The following is a 15,368-nucleotide window of genomic DNA, read 5'->3' on the forward strand; positions in this document are numbered from 1 at the left end:
TTTCTCTTGTCTTTGAGAGCCCACCTCCTTGTTAGCAAGGGCTAACTCATTAGCACGTTGCTCTTTTTCTGCATTGGCCAGAACCCACTCGTCTGCCCGCTTATCTTTCTCTTGGTTTTGACAAGCCTGCTCTATGTTAGCAAGGGCTAATTCGTTGGCGCGCTGTTCTTTGTCTGCGTTGGCCAGAACCAACTCGTCTGCCCGCTTATCTTTCTCTTGGTTTTGAAAGGCCAGCTCTATGTTAGCTCGGTTTTGACTATCTTCAGCTTGTTTTCTATCACTGATGTCAATCATAGCGGCAAGACAGTCTGTGCCAGTGATACCGAGATTAGCCTCAATATCGAGCCAAAGCGTATTATTACTCACTTGGCCTAATACTTCGCAAGATTGAATACCACTACCGCTAAAGGCTTTTCCTAAGCAACGTTTAAAAATTTCCCGATATTGTGCTGTGACATAGTGTGAAAACGGTTTGCCGACTAAGTGATCGCGATCAATACCCAATAGGCTGGCACCTCGTAAATTGACTTGACTAATCATGCCATTGAGATCAAATACAAAGTAAGCAATCGGTGCAAATTCAAATAACTCGGTGTAACGATAATATAACCGTTCTGTTATCCGAGCTTGCTTTAACTCCTCATTTTGCATTTCCAATTCAATCTGATGAACCTGCAACTCATGGAGCATCTTTTTGGCTTCATAGTCACTAGAAGGAGATTGCGTATCACTAGTTTGTTTTTTCAGTTTAGCTTCCGCACGCTCACGTAGCACTTTGGTAGACAGCTTGGCTGACTTAGGAGTAGTCTTCATAAGCTAGGCCTGATCTTACGTAACTCTGATTCAAGCAGCTTGGCTTCACTGATATCGGTAAAGGTGATCACCACACCATCAATCACATCATCTTGGGTACGGTAAGGCATGATACGGACTTTGAACCAGCGTTGGTTTTTAGCAGTTATTTCTTTTTCGATGAAGATAAGCGTCTTCAATACTTCCTTTGAATCTTCTTGTAGCAGGACATAATCTAATTCCGTAACGATATCAGACAACGCACGGCCCACATCACTTTGGATAAGCTTAAATAAATGCGTCGCATAGTTAGTGAAGCGGCGAACATGCAGTTCGTTATCCAGAAAAATGGTGGCAATTTGGGTACTATTAAGCAGATTGTTCATGTCGTTATTGACCCATGACAAATCATCCACTTTTGATTGCAGCTCATTATTGACGGTTTGCAATTCTTCATTCATTGACTGCATCTCTTCTTTGGATGTGGTCAATTCTTCATTGGTGGATTGCAATTCCTCATTGGCAGATTGCAGCTCTTCATTGGCAGACCTTAGTTCTTCTTGAGAAGATTGCATTTGTTCGCGAAGCGATTGTATTTCGTCATAGGCCTGTTGCAGTTCGGCCTGAGTTTCTTTGGCTAGTGAATCGCTTTTTCTACGCGGATATGGGGGCGGTGTCGCCACCTCAGTAAAGACCACCATCATCAAGCCGAGCAAAGCTTTTGGTTTAGAAATAGCTTGTACGGTCAAATTGATCGTACATGTGTCTATGCTTAGGTTTTTAATGATTACGGGATCGACTTGCATCTGGGCATTCTTCATAGCCAGATCAAGTTGATATTGCAGTTCTTCACGCACCATCACATGAATATTCCAGTTGGCTTTTCCTGCCGCGGGTTCTAAATATTTTCCAGTGCGGCCATTAATATAAATTATGTCACCTGCCGCATTAACCAGAACCGCTGCTGGAGAAAAGTGCTGTAGGAGAAGTTGATCTGCCTGCATTTGTAGATTAGTAATCGTTGTAGTCATCTTACTGGTTCTCTCAGGTTCATTTTCTACCAAAGATATAATCGGAAATATCTTGGGTAAAAAGTCGACTTCCGTCTGCGGTGCAGGGCCATCAATGCGGGTGTATATGCGTGTATTTTCTTTGAGCTCTGAGAACAACGAGGTGTAATGACCAATCGTTTCAGCACTTCCCAAAATTAACATACCTTGAGAAGTTAATGAGTAGTGGAACAAGGGGATTAACTTTTTTTGTAATTCCGGTCCCAAATAAATCAGCAGATTACGACAGGTAACAATATCTAACTTAGTGAACGGTGGATCCATGATGATATTTTGTGGCGCAAAAATGACCATGTCTCGAATGCGCTTATTAATGCGATAACCACTTCCATCTTTAATGAAGTATCGATTCAATTGCTCTGGCGAGACATCAGCCTCAATACTTGCTGGGTAATAACCTTTTCGTGCAACATTGATGGCATCCTCACCAAGATCAGTTGCAAAGACCTGTAATGTGAAATGCCCTTTTGGCTTAACATCATCCAATACATCCATAATCGTCATCGCAAGCGAGTAAGCCTCCTCGCCGGTAGAACAAGCCGTTACCCATGCTCGAAGTTGTTTACCTTGTGGATAATGGGCTAACAGTGCAGGAAGTGAGACGCGCTTAAGCTGCGCCCACACTTTTTGGTCTCGAAAAAAATGAGTAACGCCTATCAATATTTCTTTGAACAGCAGGTCTTGCTCTTGCGGATTATCACGCAAATAGTGCGCGTAGAGTTCAATGTTTTTAAGCTGATGCAAATCCATACGTCTTTCTATACGACGATAGATAGTATTTTTCTTGTACAGTGAAAAGTCATTACCACTGCGTCCACGTAAGATAATAATGATCCGCTCAAGCGCGCTTGTTGACATGAGCTCCGCACTCGATTCAAAATTGTTTGGTACACCGCGAGGGCTATGTTTGAGAAAAGCGATAATCTGTTCTGGTAAAGCTTCAGCAGGAGCAACGATGTCAGCCAGTCCAGTATTAATCGCGCTATAAGGCATTGAATCAAATTTGGCAAACTCAGGTGACTGCACCACAGACACCCCAGCATTTTCTTTAATGGCGCGTAAACCTAGGGTGCCATCAGACCCCATACCAGACAAAATAACCCCTACAGCCCGCTCATTCTGATCATTAGCCAAGGCCCGAAAAAAGAAATCAATCGGTAAACGCAATCCGCGACTGGCGATTGGATCAAGCAGAAATAGCGATCCGTGAAGCATAGATAAATCTTTATTAGGTGGTATCACATATACACAGTTCGGCTTAACTTCCATCCCATTGCTGGCTTGGGTGACTTTCATTAAGGTGGTGCGTTGCAAAAGCTCAGGCATAATGCTTTTGCGAGTTGGGTCAAGGTGTTGAATAACAACAAATGCAATGCTGCTGGGAGTTAATACATGGGAAAAAAAATCTGCCAATGCTTCCAAGCCACCAGCTGAAGCTCCAATACCCACAATGATAGGTGTATTCACCACAGCCAACCTACTGTAATCCTTAAGTGGCTTAGTCAATGTTTTACTTTGGTTTTTCATTGGGTGAGCTTTTTATTATGCATGCATTGATTGTAGACGAATTAAGCAGACAAGTATGTCAACTCAATCACTGCGGGACAGTAATTTATCCATTAAGCCTACCTTTGGCCTAAATATGATGACTTTATTAGCGCAGACCTTTGTTTGTTGATAAAAAGCGTCTAAGTTTGTGCGTGAAACGGTGAGGCGGTTTATTTTTAAAAGTGCTTAGCTTGTACTTTTAGCGGTCAAATAAATTGAACACCGTTTGCGATTTTTTTCTTAAGGTGATGAGTACCGAAAACGGATAAAAGCTACAGAGCTAAGTGATTGAGGCCATATCTCTGAGGCGGTCGAAAACAGTAAACCTTCAGGATCCATCCATTAAATTCATTTAAAAAATCAAATTTATAAATACTTATATATTTATTACCCCCCTGCCGCAGCAATTGATTGTATTTAATTGATGCTCTAAACAAGCTTTGAGACATAACAATGAGGTGGCAAAGATGACTGAGTTTGAGGGCAAACGGTTGGTGTATCCCCTCTCGGTTATATGAACTTAGACATGCACCTGTTTTTGACTATTTGAACTACTTAGCGCTGATATTCTCACAAATAGGATGAGTGCCAACAATGGCAAAGCACTGCCAATTGCCGCGACGTAAATCCAACCACCATGGGCATACACAACACTGGCCAATATAGAACCAAGGGTGCCACCAATAAAAATACTCGTCATATATAGTGCATTCAAACGACCACGACTGTGTGGATCAAGTATGTAGACGGCTCGCTGACCTAGCACCATATTCATTTGCACGGCAAAGTCGAGTAATACGCCGGTTAGCGCCAGAAATATCACGCCATGCTCCAGGTTAAAAAAAACCGGAACAAAACTAATCACGGCTAACACCATGGCAAACTTTGACATTTTTTCGGTGTGCCCCGCATCCGCCATTCGTCCTGCAATAGGCGCAGCAACAGCACCTATTGCACCAACTAATGCAAACAACGCAATTTGCGTTTGGCTTAACCCGTAGACAGATGACAACAGTAATGGCGCAGCGGTCCAAAACAAGCTGAATGATGCAAACATTAACCCTTGATACAAAGCACGCTGGCGTAATAAGGGGTAGCGCTTAAATGGCACTACTTAATAGGCGAAGGCATACCATGAGGTGACGAGCGAAGATACTGCGGTGGTGCAGTCACTTGCGCCCCTAATTCAGCGGCCGCATGCCAAACCCAATGTGGGTTGTAAAGGATCCCTCGAGCTAATGCCACGGCATCGGCCTTGCCAGTGGCGATGATCTCATCGGCCGCCTTTGGCTTGTCTATTAAGCCCACCGCAATAACCGGGATATCAACAGCTTGTTTTATGGCATCAGCAAATGGCACCTGAAACTCTGGTGCAACGGGGATCTGTTGTTGAGGACTTAATCCTGCTGTGCTGACATGAATAAACTGACAGCCCTTAACGCTAAGGGCTTTGGCTAATATAATACTTTGCTCAAGATCCCAGCCACCATCGACCCAATCGGTAGCTGAAATACGCACCCCAAGCGTGATCTTATCGGATACTGCAGCGCGGATGGCATCAATGATCTCGAGCAATAAACGCATACGGTTCTCAATGCTACCACCGTATTGGTCATCACGCTGATTCGACAATGGAGATAAAAATTGATGGATTAAATATCCATGGGCAGCATGCACTTCGATGGCATCAATGCCTAATCGCTCTGCACGTTTAGCCGCTGCGGCAAAATCTGCCACAATATGACCAATATCAATAATGCTGGCGGCTTCTGGTCGCGGTCCATCAAGGGTAAACGGTATTGGTGACGGGGCAACGGGTTGCCATCCGTTCGGTTGATCAACAGCGATAATATTGCCACCATCCCATGGTTTTTGAGTTGATGCCTTACGGCCAGCATGTGACAACTGAATGGCAATGGGCATAGTGGAATAACGGCGAGCAACAGCCAATGATTTAGCGATTGCCTGCTCTGTTCTGTCGTCCCATAATCCCAAATCGGCATAGGTAATACGCCCAGTAGGATTGACTGCCGTGGCTTCAAGAATGGACAATCCTGCACCTGATAATGCTAATCGTCCCCAATGCAAAGTATGCCAATCTGTTGCGGCGCCTTCATCTGCTGAATACTGACACATTGGCGCAATAATGACCCGGTTTTCCAAAGTTAACTGACCCATTTTCAGGGATTCAAACAAATGACTCATAAAAAGGTTTCCTTGTTGATATAAGGTGACACAAGTGACTCATGGATCGGCGTCAGTAGTAAATATATATTCGTGGTAACAATAGATCTAAACGACTTAGGTTTAGTCTTATTTTTCTTCGCTACACCATTAGCCTATTTATCAACAATCAGCTAAATACTGTTAACCCGTTGATAAAATTGTTTCAAGTGGCTTAGAGGTTGATAAGTTAAATTGTGCCATAGCTTAGCTGGTAATAATCACGCTAACGAAGAGATTATGACCCAGAGACGAGAGCTCAAGCGTAGTGATGATTTTAATCAGACATGATAAAGGAATAACTATCACAGCAGAATATCGACTGGACGCAAAACACTATTGCTTATTTTGCAACACTCACCCGTAACGTATATCAGTTTATGAACCAGTGAGTTAATCGCTGATTATGTAACTATCTCTCTAATAAAATCGATAAACGCATTAACCCTTCTCGAACCACGATGATTAGGTAAATATAAGGCCGAAATTGCTGCACTCGAACTGTTGGGATTTACTTGATATGACGTCAGTAAACTGATCATTTGGCCACTATTAATGTCTTGTTGAATTAACCAATCTGGTAATAAAGCAATACCATGGCCTGATAACACCACTTCTCTGATCACTTCAACATTATTGGTCTTTAGCTTACCTTTAATAGGGATCCGTTGCTCTTCGTCTTCGGACAAAAATGTCCAGACCAGCTGACTACTAAAGCGCAAACATTGGTGATGTAACAAATCTGTTGGTTGCTGTGGCAGGCCATATTGTTTTATATACTCTGGACTGGCAACCACTAGCCGTCGAAACTGACCTAGGGGTCGACTGATTAACTCTTCGGTCGGTGCAGCAGAGCCCAACCTGATGGAGAGATCGATGCGCTGGGTAAATAAATCAGTAATGTCATCACTGAGCTGCAAATCCAAATCTAATTTGGGGTATTGATGCAAAAAACGGCCAATGTGTGGTGCAATAACAAAACCGCCAAATGTTGTTGGCACTGTCACGCGCAGTGGACCTGATGCCTCATCTTGGCTGTCTTTTATTTGTTCATCGGCATCTAACACGCTGTCGAGAATTTTCCTCGCACTCATGTAATAAGCCATGCCCGCATCAGACACAGTAATTTGACGAGTTGAACGGTTTAACAGCACGGTACCGAGCTCAGATTCAAGCGAATCGACCATGCGGGTTACCGATGACGTAGCCACCGAAAGATTGCGTGCCGCCGATGAAAATCCCTTCGCATCAACTGTCTCAACAAACATTTTCAACGCCAGTAATTTATCCATCTAAGATCGTACTACCTCATTGTGGTTTCTAACTTATTCAACGCGACTTAGGTTATCACCACGATAAAAATAGCCGTTACACGCTATTTTGCAGTGTAGCCTACTGCTCTATTGTATTCAGTACAATTGATAATTTTACGGTTTTTTTACGCGATATACTGCTTGTCATTTGATATTGTTACTTCACTGAATTTTAAGTGATAAACAGCATTATGTGGGCAAATTTAATTTCAACTCGCTATATTTTTAGTTTTGTAGTGCTATTTTTGGTATTAACAAGTGCCTGGATTATCGATTATGTATGGGGTTCACCAGCTGTAATATTATTGCTATTACAATTGGCCATCGTGGTTATCGCGTTGCAATGTAGCATCAAGCTTGCCTATTTTTCTGCCATCATTGAAGCATTAAGCTTCAATTTTTTGTTCACCACGCCGCGTTATTCACTACAAATGTTCAACATTAACGACATAATGAATTTACTGGTGTTTATTTTTGTGGCATTTGCTACCAGCAAACTGGCGCAACATTACCGTCGTCAACAGCATGAATTAAAGCAGGCGCAACTTAGAAATAGTATCTTGTTGTCTGTGTCTCACGATCTGAGAACGCCACTGGCGACCATTATTGGCACATTAACGACACTCAAAGAATACATGGCTAAACTTAGCGAGTTTGAAAAGCAGGAGTTGCTCGATAGTGCAACAGCTGAAAGTCATCGATTACATCAATACATTGAAAACTTACTGCAAGCAACCAGGATGCAGCATGGAACATTAACGTTTAAAAAACTGCCTGTGTCTATTGTTAGTGTGATTGATCGTGTTGTTGAACGTTTTAGCGATGGCTCGAACCGAATTGCCTTGAACACAGAAAAGGTTTCGCAGTTATACATTAGTAGCTCATTGATTGAGCAGGCGATATTTAATGTTGTTGATAATGCCCTCCGATATTCCCCGAAAAATAAATCTGTCAGTATCAGCCTTTATTGCGCCCAAGATTATGTTCATATTGATGTCCAAGATCATGGCCAAGGCATTGATCCCACATACGCAGACAATATATTTGAGCTTTTTTATTCAAGCCACGATCACCAACCTAGTGACTCTGGCAGTGGATCGGGTATTGGACTTGCCGTTTCAAAAGGGATAATTGCCGCGCATCAAGGCCATATTTCATTCATTCCTGTTGAGCAAGGCTGTTTAATCCGCATTGCGCTCCCCATAAGTAAACGTGAGGCATAAATGACTTATAAAATACTGGTCGTTGATGATGAACCGCAAATTCATACCTTTATTCGTATTTCGTTAACGGCTGAAGGTTATTGCTATGTTGGTGCGCAGTCTATTGAAGAAGCTAAAACTATATTCAATCAACAGCGTCCTGAAGTGATTATTTTAGACTTAGGTTTACCTGATGGAGATGGCATAGATTTCCTTAACTATGTCCGCCACAGCAGCAAAACACCTGTGCTTATTTTGACAGCAAGAGATCAAGAAGACGAAAAAATCCGCTTATTAGAGGCTGGAGCAAACGATTATCTGATCAAACCCTTTGGTGTAAGAGAATTAATCGCACGTATTAAGGTATTAGTGAGAGATTTAGTCGTCAATGAGCCTGTCACAGATGTAATCAAACATGGGGCATTAAGCTTACAAAAAAGTACCCATCAGTTCTGGCTTAATGGTAATGAATTAGCGCTAACAAAAAAAGAGTTCGCCTTTATTGAGCTTTTACTGGCTCAGCCGGGAAATCTGGTTAAGCAAGAAGTCCTGCTCAAACGGATTTGGGGACCAAGTCATCAGGAGGACACTCATTATCTGAGAATTATGGTTAGCCAATTACGTAAAAAACTCAATAACACTGTTGAGCAACCATTTATCAAAACCGAAGCCGGATTAGGTTATCGATTAAATATAGTGGCGGAACCTGATGATCAGTGATCGCTCGGTATATCAAGTTATCGATCGGGCTATTTCGTTTTCTTTTTATCAACAAAAATACAGGTCATAAATGGCACATTTTACAGTAATTGGCTTAGGCCGTTTTGGAGTGTCAGCTTCTTTAGAGCTGATCCATTTAGGGCACACGGTAACAGGCGTGGATCTTGACCCTAAAATTGTCGAGAAATACGCAGAAGATCTAACCGAGTCGGTTATATGCGACTCTTCAGATGAGAGCGTTTTGAGGGAGCTTAATCTGTGTACGAGTGAGGCGGTGTTGGTGGCAATTGGAGAGGACATGCAATCAAGTTTGCTCTGTACTCTGGCCCTTAAAAATATTGGTGTTAAAAATATATGGGTAAAAGCCAGTACCAAAGCCCATCATACTATTGTGTCTAAACTCGGAGTACAAAGGATCATTCATCCCGAAGATGAAATGGGCATTCGAGTGGCTCAGTCACTCAATTATCCTATGGTGAATAATTATCTTGCCATTGGTCATGGCATTTATGTTGTGGAGATCCATATAAAACAGATCCTCAACGGTCAGACATTATCGCAAGTATTAGGCGACGTAAAAAACACCATTAAGCCAATAATGGTTAAACGGGAGGAAACTATTTTCTCTCAGCTCGAGCCTTTATTTGTATTACAGGCTAACGACATCTTGCTGCTGTGTGGCACGCGTGCTCAATTAAAATACGTTGCGCCAAGGCTGGTATAACATGATTTTATGGCATCCCTCTATCACGCCTATTGAGCGAAAACCCAAAGCGGGTAAGAAATTATTTGCAGCACCGCCGCTTATCTTATGTGGCAGCTTTGTCGTATTAATCTTGCTCGGGTCAGTGTTATTAAAATTACCGATAGCCACTGATGTCCCAATAAGCTGGCTTCAAAGTATCTTCACTGCCACCTCAGCGGTAACGGTAACAGGATTAGTCGTTGTTGATACTGGCACGGCTTTCACGCCTTTTGGTCAGATTGTTATTGCCATATTAATTCAATGTGGTGGTTTAGGTTTGATGACGTTTGCCATTGTGACCTTAATCGCATTAGGGGGTAAGATTGGCTTTTTACAAAGTACTGTCGCACGAGAAGCATTTAATCAAACCGACTCGTCAACCTTAGTTTCAACAGCGAAATCAGTGATCATTTTTGCGCTCATTGTTGAATGCATTGGTATGCTAATTTTGACCCTGTATTGGCGTAATGAATTAGGTTGGGAAAAAAGCCTATTTCATGGCTTTTTTTATACTATAAGTGCATTTAACAATGCTGGTTTTGCACTCAGTGCGGACAGCTTGATGCCTTACGTTGATGATGTAGTGGTGAATATAACGATTACGTCGCTGTTTGTTATTGGCGGACTAGGATTTTCTGTTTGGATTGATCTTAATCGAAATCGAAAATGGGCGCGTTTAACTGTCTATAGCAGAATGATGATCTTGGGAACCATCTTAATTAACGCAATCGCTGTTATCCTGATTTACCTTATTGAATATGATAACCCAAATACATTAGCGCCACTGAGCGAGTCAGGAAAATGGTTAGCGTCTTGGTTTCAAGCATTAACCCCCAGAACTGCGGGCTTTAATACACTGGCGATTGATCAACTTGAAGATGCAACTACGGCAGTCATGTTGATGTTAATGTTTATCGGTGGCGGCTCGATGAGTACCGCAAGTGGCATAAAAGTAGTGACATTTATGATTTTAATATTAGCCACTTACTCCTATTTTAGACGTGATGAAGCGGTTTACGTGTTTAAACGTGAAATTCCAAAAGAAACCGTCAGCAAAGCGTTTGCGTTAACCATCATGTCTATCGGAGTCAGTTGTTTAGCCATATTTTCTCTGTTACTCAGTGAGAAAGCCCCCATGTTGGATATCATTTTTGAGGCAATCTCAGCCCTAGGTACAGTTGGCTTATCAAGAGGTTTAACTGCCAATCTGTCTAGCGCTGGCGAACTTATCATTATCTTCCTGATGTTTATGGGACGCTTAGGACCGTTAACATTGGCCTATTTCCTCGCGAGCCCTCGGACTACCAAGCTGCGTTATCCATCAACCAAACTGGCTATTGGATAACTTATATCAACAAAGATTAGACAACCGAATATCATTTTTTGATTATAAAGTTTGATCACTTTCAAACTCACTTTTGGACATTTCCGAGTTGGAACATTAATGTTAATTCGTGAGTTTCAGGTTAAATTTTCTATGTGTAACGAATAGTTAAGAGGAAAAAAATTATTGACTAAAATTAGCGACGAAGGAGCAAAAGCCAACGGTTTTTTGTCCTTTTAAACGACTTATTATGAGTAAGTTACACCGTAGTTGTAATCTGTTTAATTACTTTCGCAGGATTACCACCGATGACAACATTGCTACCAAAGCTCTTTGTAACTACTGCCCCTGAAGCAACAACTACGTTATCACCTAAAGTCACTCCAGGATTAATTGTTGCGTGCCCCCCAATCCAGCAGTTATCTCCGATAGTAATTGGTTTGGCAAGTTCTAGTCCGCTATTTCTCTCAATTGGGTCTAAGGGGTGGGTTGCAGTATAAATGCCTACTTGTGGTGCAATCATACAATTGTCGCCAATTCGAACCTCTGCTACATCTAAAATAACACACCCAAAGTTAACGTAAAAATTTTCTCCAACGTGAATGTTAGAACCGTAATCACAGTTAAATATTGACTCAATATGTATATTTTTACCCGTACTACCGAACAGAGACTTTAATAATTTAGTTCTTACCTGTAAATCTGCTAAAGAGGTTTGATTTAACTTCTCTGTCGTTAGGCGAGCACTTAATCTCATCTCAACAAGTTCTTTATTGCTAGGATCATACAATTCCCCTGCTAGCATTTTTGATTTTTCTGACACTTGATGAAGCTCCTTAATACAAGATTTACTCATAACACCCCAAGCAGCGGAAAGCGCGAACGCTGTGGCGCAGCCAGTGACTGATTGTCCGATAACTTGGTTTGTTATGTGTTACCAAACTCGTACCTTTATTTCTAAATAAATGGAGGTTTCGTCCAACTCTCCAGATGGCATAATTGTAATTGACTTGGTTTCAACTAATTTATCGACCGCTACAGCTTCATGCAACCAGAAGTCTTCACGATCAATAAGTTGTTCTGGATATCCACCGGCACTGTGGTAGTCGTTATCTAATATTTCGATGGAAATAACATCAACCAATTCACCATCTTCAAGCAAGGGACCTGCGTGGCTAATCTTCCCGTTTGTAATTTCAAATTCAGAAGACTCCCACCACTCATCTGAACCCACAAGAGGGTTTTGATCGAAAAAGCTGGGAAAGGCAGCAGCAATTTCTTCATTTATATCTGTTGCCCACTCACAAGATTCTGACTTAAGGTCAAAAATTATTGTCACAAAACCTCCAGTAACACATAACGCCCGCCGATGCTGCAATTATGAGTGTTTTGCAACGAAGTTGCAGCGAGTAATGTCCAAGCCCAACTTGTTGGGTGAATATAAGGCGCTTGTTATGCACGTTTGTCTACTTTCCATGGTGGGTTTAAACGATTTTCACCAGCCCAATAAAGCTTTATTTTATTACCAGACGGATCTTTAATTATCGCTTCTTTCCAAAGATAACGCTGTTCTGTTGGTTCTTGTTCAAAGACAATACCTTTTTGTGCTAGGTTTTCACATAGTTCTTCAAGGTCTTCGTGCTCGAAATAGATAACTGAATGATTTTCAAATTTGTCGTTTTCGAGAGAAAGAGAAAAGGTAGAATCGCCGTCTGGACAAGAGAAACGAGCATAATGGGGGGTATCAACTATTTGAGTGAAGCCCAGCTTTAGATAAAACTGAACAGCATCTTCCATATTTTTAACGGGTAAAGTTACCTGATTAAGTTCCATCTATCCTCCAAGTGCATAACGCTTTGCTAAGCGGCTATAAATGGCTGGCTATAATAACGAGGAACGAGCACAGCCAGCTGTTTGTGTCAGTTTAAGTAACTTGTTATACGAATTTTCTGCATAGAGCCTTAACTTTATCATGACTATCCATACATTTTACAAGCTCGGATTCTGAAGTATTATAAAAACTTAAAACATCGTGAGTTGAAGATATTGCAACATTAATTGTGGATGACAAAATAAAGAGTAAATCAGCATCACTAATTTTAGCGGTCATAACTACTCTATCATTTTCAAAATTTTTAGATGCTAATGCACTTATATTTCCGTGGGTATAACGACACAAAGTATTATAAACAGTTGAATAAAGATCTTCACAACCAGCTTTTTTGAAGCGTTCAAAGATATTAATACTATTAGTTTTTTCTTCTTTTAAGTTTTCAATATGTTTGGGACTTGCTTTAGCTATACCCTTGTAATAAGGGTTAGACTCAGAATGTTTTTTTAAGTTTTTATACATAGAGTCAGCTTCCGCTGCCATGATATTTTTTACATAGTCCTCATCTGAAATTAAACACCGAAGATCAACGAATGACTCCAGAGTACTCCGCATTAAAATCTGAGGTGAAACAAAACAATCACTCTTAACTAATACAATGGTTTCTTCACAAAGTGAATTTATTCTTACCCATAAAGCCAAAATAAATTTTGATCTGTCATCGGTAAAATTTAAACTTTCCAAATAGATATTTCGAAAATCACAAAATTCATCCCATATTTGATAAAACGACGCTTTGATAAATGCCTATTCGTATAACGCCGCAATTTGCACACGGAGTTCCGCAAGATTACCTTGTTAAATGCTGAGTTCAATGATTTCACCATCTTTATTTATATATTGAATGCCACTATATTTTTTAGTTGTTCTTGACCATTTAGCGGTTGCCTCAACAGGAAGTTGGTAGTCATTACTTAACAAAAAATTAGACATACTTTCAATATCTTTTTGCTCAGGTTTGACGACGCCATACCAAAATGAAAACCCTTGATCATTTGCTACTAAAGTAAATGATGACGCACCATCGTAAATACCTAAGGCTACCTTTCCATTTGCGAACTTAAATTCAGCCAACTCTAACTCAATGGTGTCTGCTGAGAAATCAGGATGGGTATCTGGAATTACATGTTCAAAAGCATCGAAGCCTTCTTCGTCATTTTGGTAAAAGCACCATCGATGAGACTGTAGATCTTCCAATGTTACTTCTCCAATCAGTTTAGGCTTGCACATATTTATTGCCATTTAACGCCTTACTAATGGGCGCATAAATGCTTGGCTAAAATTAGCGACGAAGGAGCACAAGCCAAGCGTTTTGCGTCCTTTTGAGTAACTTGTTATAGCTCGCGTTCCCACGGTATATCTTTAGCTACCTTTACACCCTGATAATTGCAATTTACAAAATATTCAAAGTCCAACCGTTTACCATTAATTGTTAGGTTGCCAACAGCTTCGTTGCAATCCTTGGTAAATTTAATGTACCTCAGAATGTTGTTTATTTGGACTTTAGTACCTTTAGGTAATAAAACTATCAGTCTCCCGCTAGCGCAACAGTCTGATTGGCGCACTAACGCACTTTTAAAAAAGCTAAAGTTATGTTCGTTGTTTTCAAACAATGCCATGTCTTCGGTAAGATAAAAGTCTCCACCAATATATTCAGGATAATGATGTGACATGTTTTCGGTTTTTGCTGCACATGCTGCTACTAGCATGATTGATAGAAAAACGAGAATCTTACGCATACTTTCCTTGAGAGCTATAACAGCTTATTGAACGGCTCACCCGATAAAGTCGGCTGTTCAAATTATTGATTAATAACATCCTACATTTTTTATCTTATTGATGTAAAACAATAAGTTATTATTGAACCATAAAAACAAATCGAGGTTGCACGATAAAAGTGGCTAAAAAATGATAATTATTTTAAATAAATAACTATCAACAACTTAGGGGGTAACGAGATTATTCCATCATACTACTTTCGTTTACTTATTCATCGTTCTCATTCAATTTGCCCTAAAAACTTATTATAACTGTATATAAAAACAGTTAACCAATATGTTCATTAAATTAACCATAAATGGTCTTTGCTACAGAGGAATTATGATCTTTTTTATTAACGAGAAATGATGACCCATAAATGAAATAGAACGCTATTCCTAACTTGGAACGAGGCAAAACCAAGTTAGCTGTTAACTTAACATTCGTACCAAATGAAGCTAAATCGAAGAGATAGCATGAACCAGTGAAGATGCGACTGAAGGTATCGAAAACAGGAACGTCTTCGTTAAGTGGCGTAAAGCGTGTCACAGCAGTATCTGCACATCAGCCCAATGCAGGTGATTGACTACAATGAAACTACAAGCTTCAAACCCATTTAACCAATACCCACTCAGCTAAACACGACTCAACCAAACATAAAAATGCCAGTTTAGCGGCAATACTGTAATGGCTATTTGCTAATGGCCAGGAAATACATGCCCATGAATCATGACATCAGCGTAACTAAATACGGTGTATGATTAAACTTAAGAAATAAAATA

Annotated in this window: 15 protein-coding genes; 4 read left to right on the plus strand and 11 right to left on the minus strand. The window is 40.7% G+C overall.

The genetic code is table 11. The annotated features are described in order from the left end of the window. From H5123_RS14800 to H5123_RS14820, 5 genes are all read right to left on the minus strand, one after another. The coding region (locus H5123_RS14800; protein ID WP_182698458.1) for a PAS domain S-box protein at positions 1–813 on the minus strand (813 nt) is incomplete at its 3' end. Then, the gene (locus H5123_RS14805) at positions 810–3,389 is read right to left on the minus strand and encodes a chemotaxis protein CheB (protein ID WP_220487659.1); all 2,580 of its coding nucleotides are present in this window, start codon (positions 3,387–3,389) and stop codon (positions 810–812) included. The genes H5123_RS14800 and H5123_RS14805, both read right to left, overlap by 4 nt. 541 nt (positions 3,390–3,930) lie before the next feature. After that, complete coding sequence (locus tag H5123_RS14810) at positions 3,931–4,467, minus strand: MFS transporter (RefSeq protein WP_182698459.1); 537 nt, start codon at positions 4,465–4,467, stop codon at positions 3,931–3,933. Between the two features lie 53 nt (positions 4,468–4,520). Further along, positions 4,521–5,615 (minus strand): NADH:flavin oxidoreductase/NADH oxidase, encoded by a 1,095-nt coding sequence (locus tag H5123_RS14815; RefSeq protein ID WP_182698460.1) that lies wholly within the window; start codon positions 5,613–5,615, stop codon positions 4,521–4,523. Positions 5,616–6,037: 422 nt separating this feature from the next. Further along, positions 6,038–6,925, minus strand: coding sequence for a LysR family transcriptional regulator (locus H5123_RS14820; RefSeq protein ID WP_182698461.1), 888 nt, complete (start codon positions 6,923–6,925; stop codon positions 6,038–6,040). A gap of 212 nt (positions 6,926–7,137) precedes the next feature. On the opposite strand from H5123_RS14820, the gene H5123_RS14825 reads away from it, so the two are divergent. The 4 genes from H5123_RS14825 to H5123_RS14840 all read left to right on the plus strand — a co-directional run bounded on the left by H5123_RS14825 (position 7,138) and on the right by H5123_RS14840 (position 10,958). Then, positions 7,138–8,169, plus strand: coding sequence for an ATP-binding protein (locus H5123_RS14825; protein ID WP_182698462.1), 1,032 nt, complete (start codon positions 7,138–7,140; stop codon positions 8,167–8,169). After that, positions 8,170–8,868 (plus strand): response regulator transcription factor, encoded by a 699-nt coding sequence (locus tag H5123_RS14830; RefSeq protein WP_182698463.1) that lies wholly within the window; start codon positions 8,170–8,172, stop codon positions 8,866–8,868. Positions 8,869–8,938: 70 nt separating this feature from the next. After that, complete coding sequence (locus tag H5123_RS14835) at positions 8,939–9,592, plus strand: TrkA family potassium uptake protein (RefSeq protein WP_124016106.1); 654 nt, start codon at positions 8,939–8,941, stop codon at positions 9,590–9,592. 1 nt (position 9,593) lies between these two features. Then, complete coding sequence (locus tag H5123_RS14840) at positions 9,594–10,958, plus strand: TrkH family potassium uptake protein (protein ID WP_182698464.1); 1,365 nt, start codon at positions 9,594–9,596, stop codon at positions 10,956–10,958. Between the two features lie 238 nt (positions 10,959–11,196). Here the strand turns inward: H5123_RS14840 and H5123_RS14845 are convergent, their stop codons facing one another. The 6 genes from H5123_RS14845 to H5123_RS14870 form a co-directional block, all read right to left on the minus strand. Beyond that, positions 11,197–11,760 carry a sugar O-acetyltransferase gene (locus H5123_RS14845; RefSeq protein ID WP_310736144.1) on the minus strand — a complete coding sequence of 188 codons (564 nt, stop codon included), beginning with the start codon at positions 11,758–11,760 and terminating at the stop codon, positions 11,197–11,199. 111 nt (positions 11,761–11,871) lie between these two features. Continuing rightward, positions 11,872–12,276, minus strand: coding sequence for a hypothetical protein (locus tag H5123_RS14850; protein ID WP_182698466.1), 405 nt, complete (start codon positions 12,274–12,276; stop codon positions 11,872–11,874). Between the two features lie 113 nt (positions 12,277–12,389). Continuing rightward, entirely contained in the window at positions 12,390–12,770 is a 381-nt protein-coding gene (locus H5123_RS14855; RefSeq protein ID WP_182698467.1) for a VOC family protein, read from the minus strand. Positions 12,771–12,873: 103 nt separating this feature from the next. After that, on the minus strand, positions 12,874–13,512 hold the full coding sequence (locus H5123_RS14860; protein ID WP_182698468.1) for a DUF5677 domain-containing protein: 639 nt from the start codon (positions 13,510–13,512) through the stop codon (positions 12,874–12,876). Positions 13,513–13,626: 114 nt separating this feature from the next. Beyond that, the gene (locus tag H5123_RS14865; protein ID WP_182698469.1) at positions 13,627–14,070 is read right to left on the minus strand and encodes a hypothetical protein; all 444 of its coding nucleotides are present in this window, start codon (positions 14,068–14,070) and stop codon (positions 13,627–13,629) included. Between the two features lie 92 nt (positions 14,071–14,162). Next, the gene (locus tag H5123_RS14870) at positions 14,163–14,567 is read right to left on the minus strand and encodes a hypothetical protein (RefSeq protein ID WP_182698470.1); all 405 of its coding nucleotides are present in this window, start codon (positions 14,565–14,567) and stop codon (positions 14,163–14,165) included. Positions 14,568–15,368 lie beyond the last annotated feature (801 nt).

The sequence above is a fragment of the Shewanella sp. SR43-4 genome (genome assembly GCF_014163845.1).
In the GTDB taxonomy this organism is placed as follows: domain Bacteria; phylum Pseudomonadota; class Gammaproteobacteria; order Enterobacterales; family Shewanellaceae; genus Shewanella; species Shewanella vesiculosa.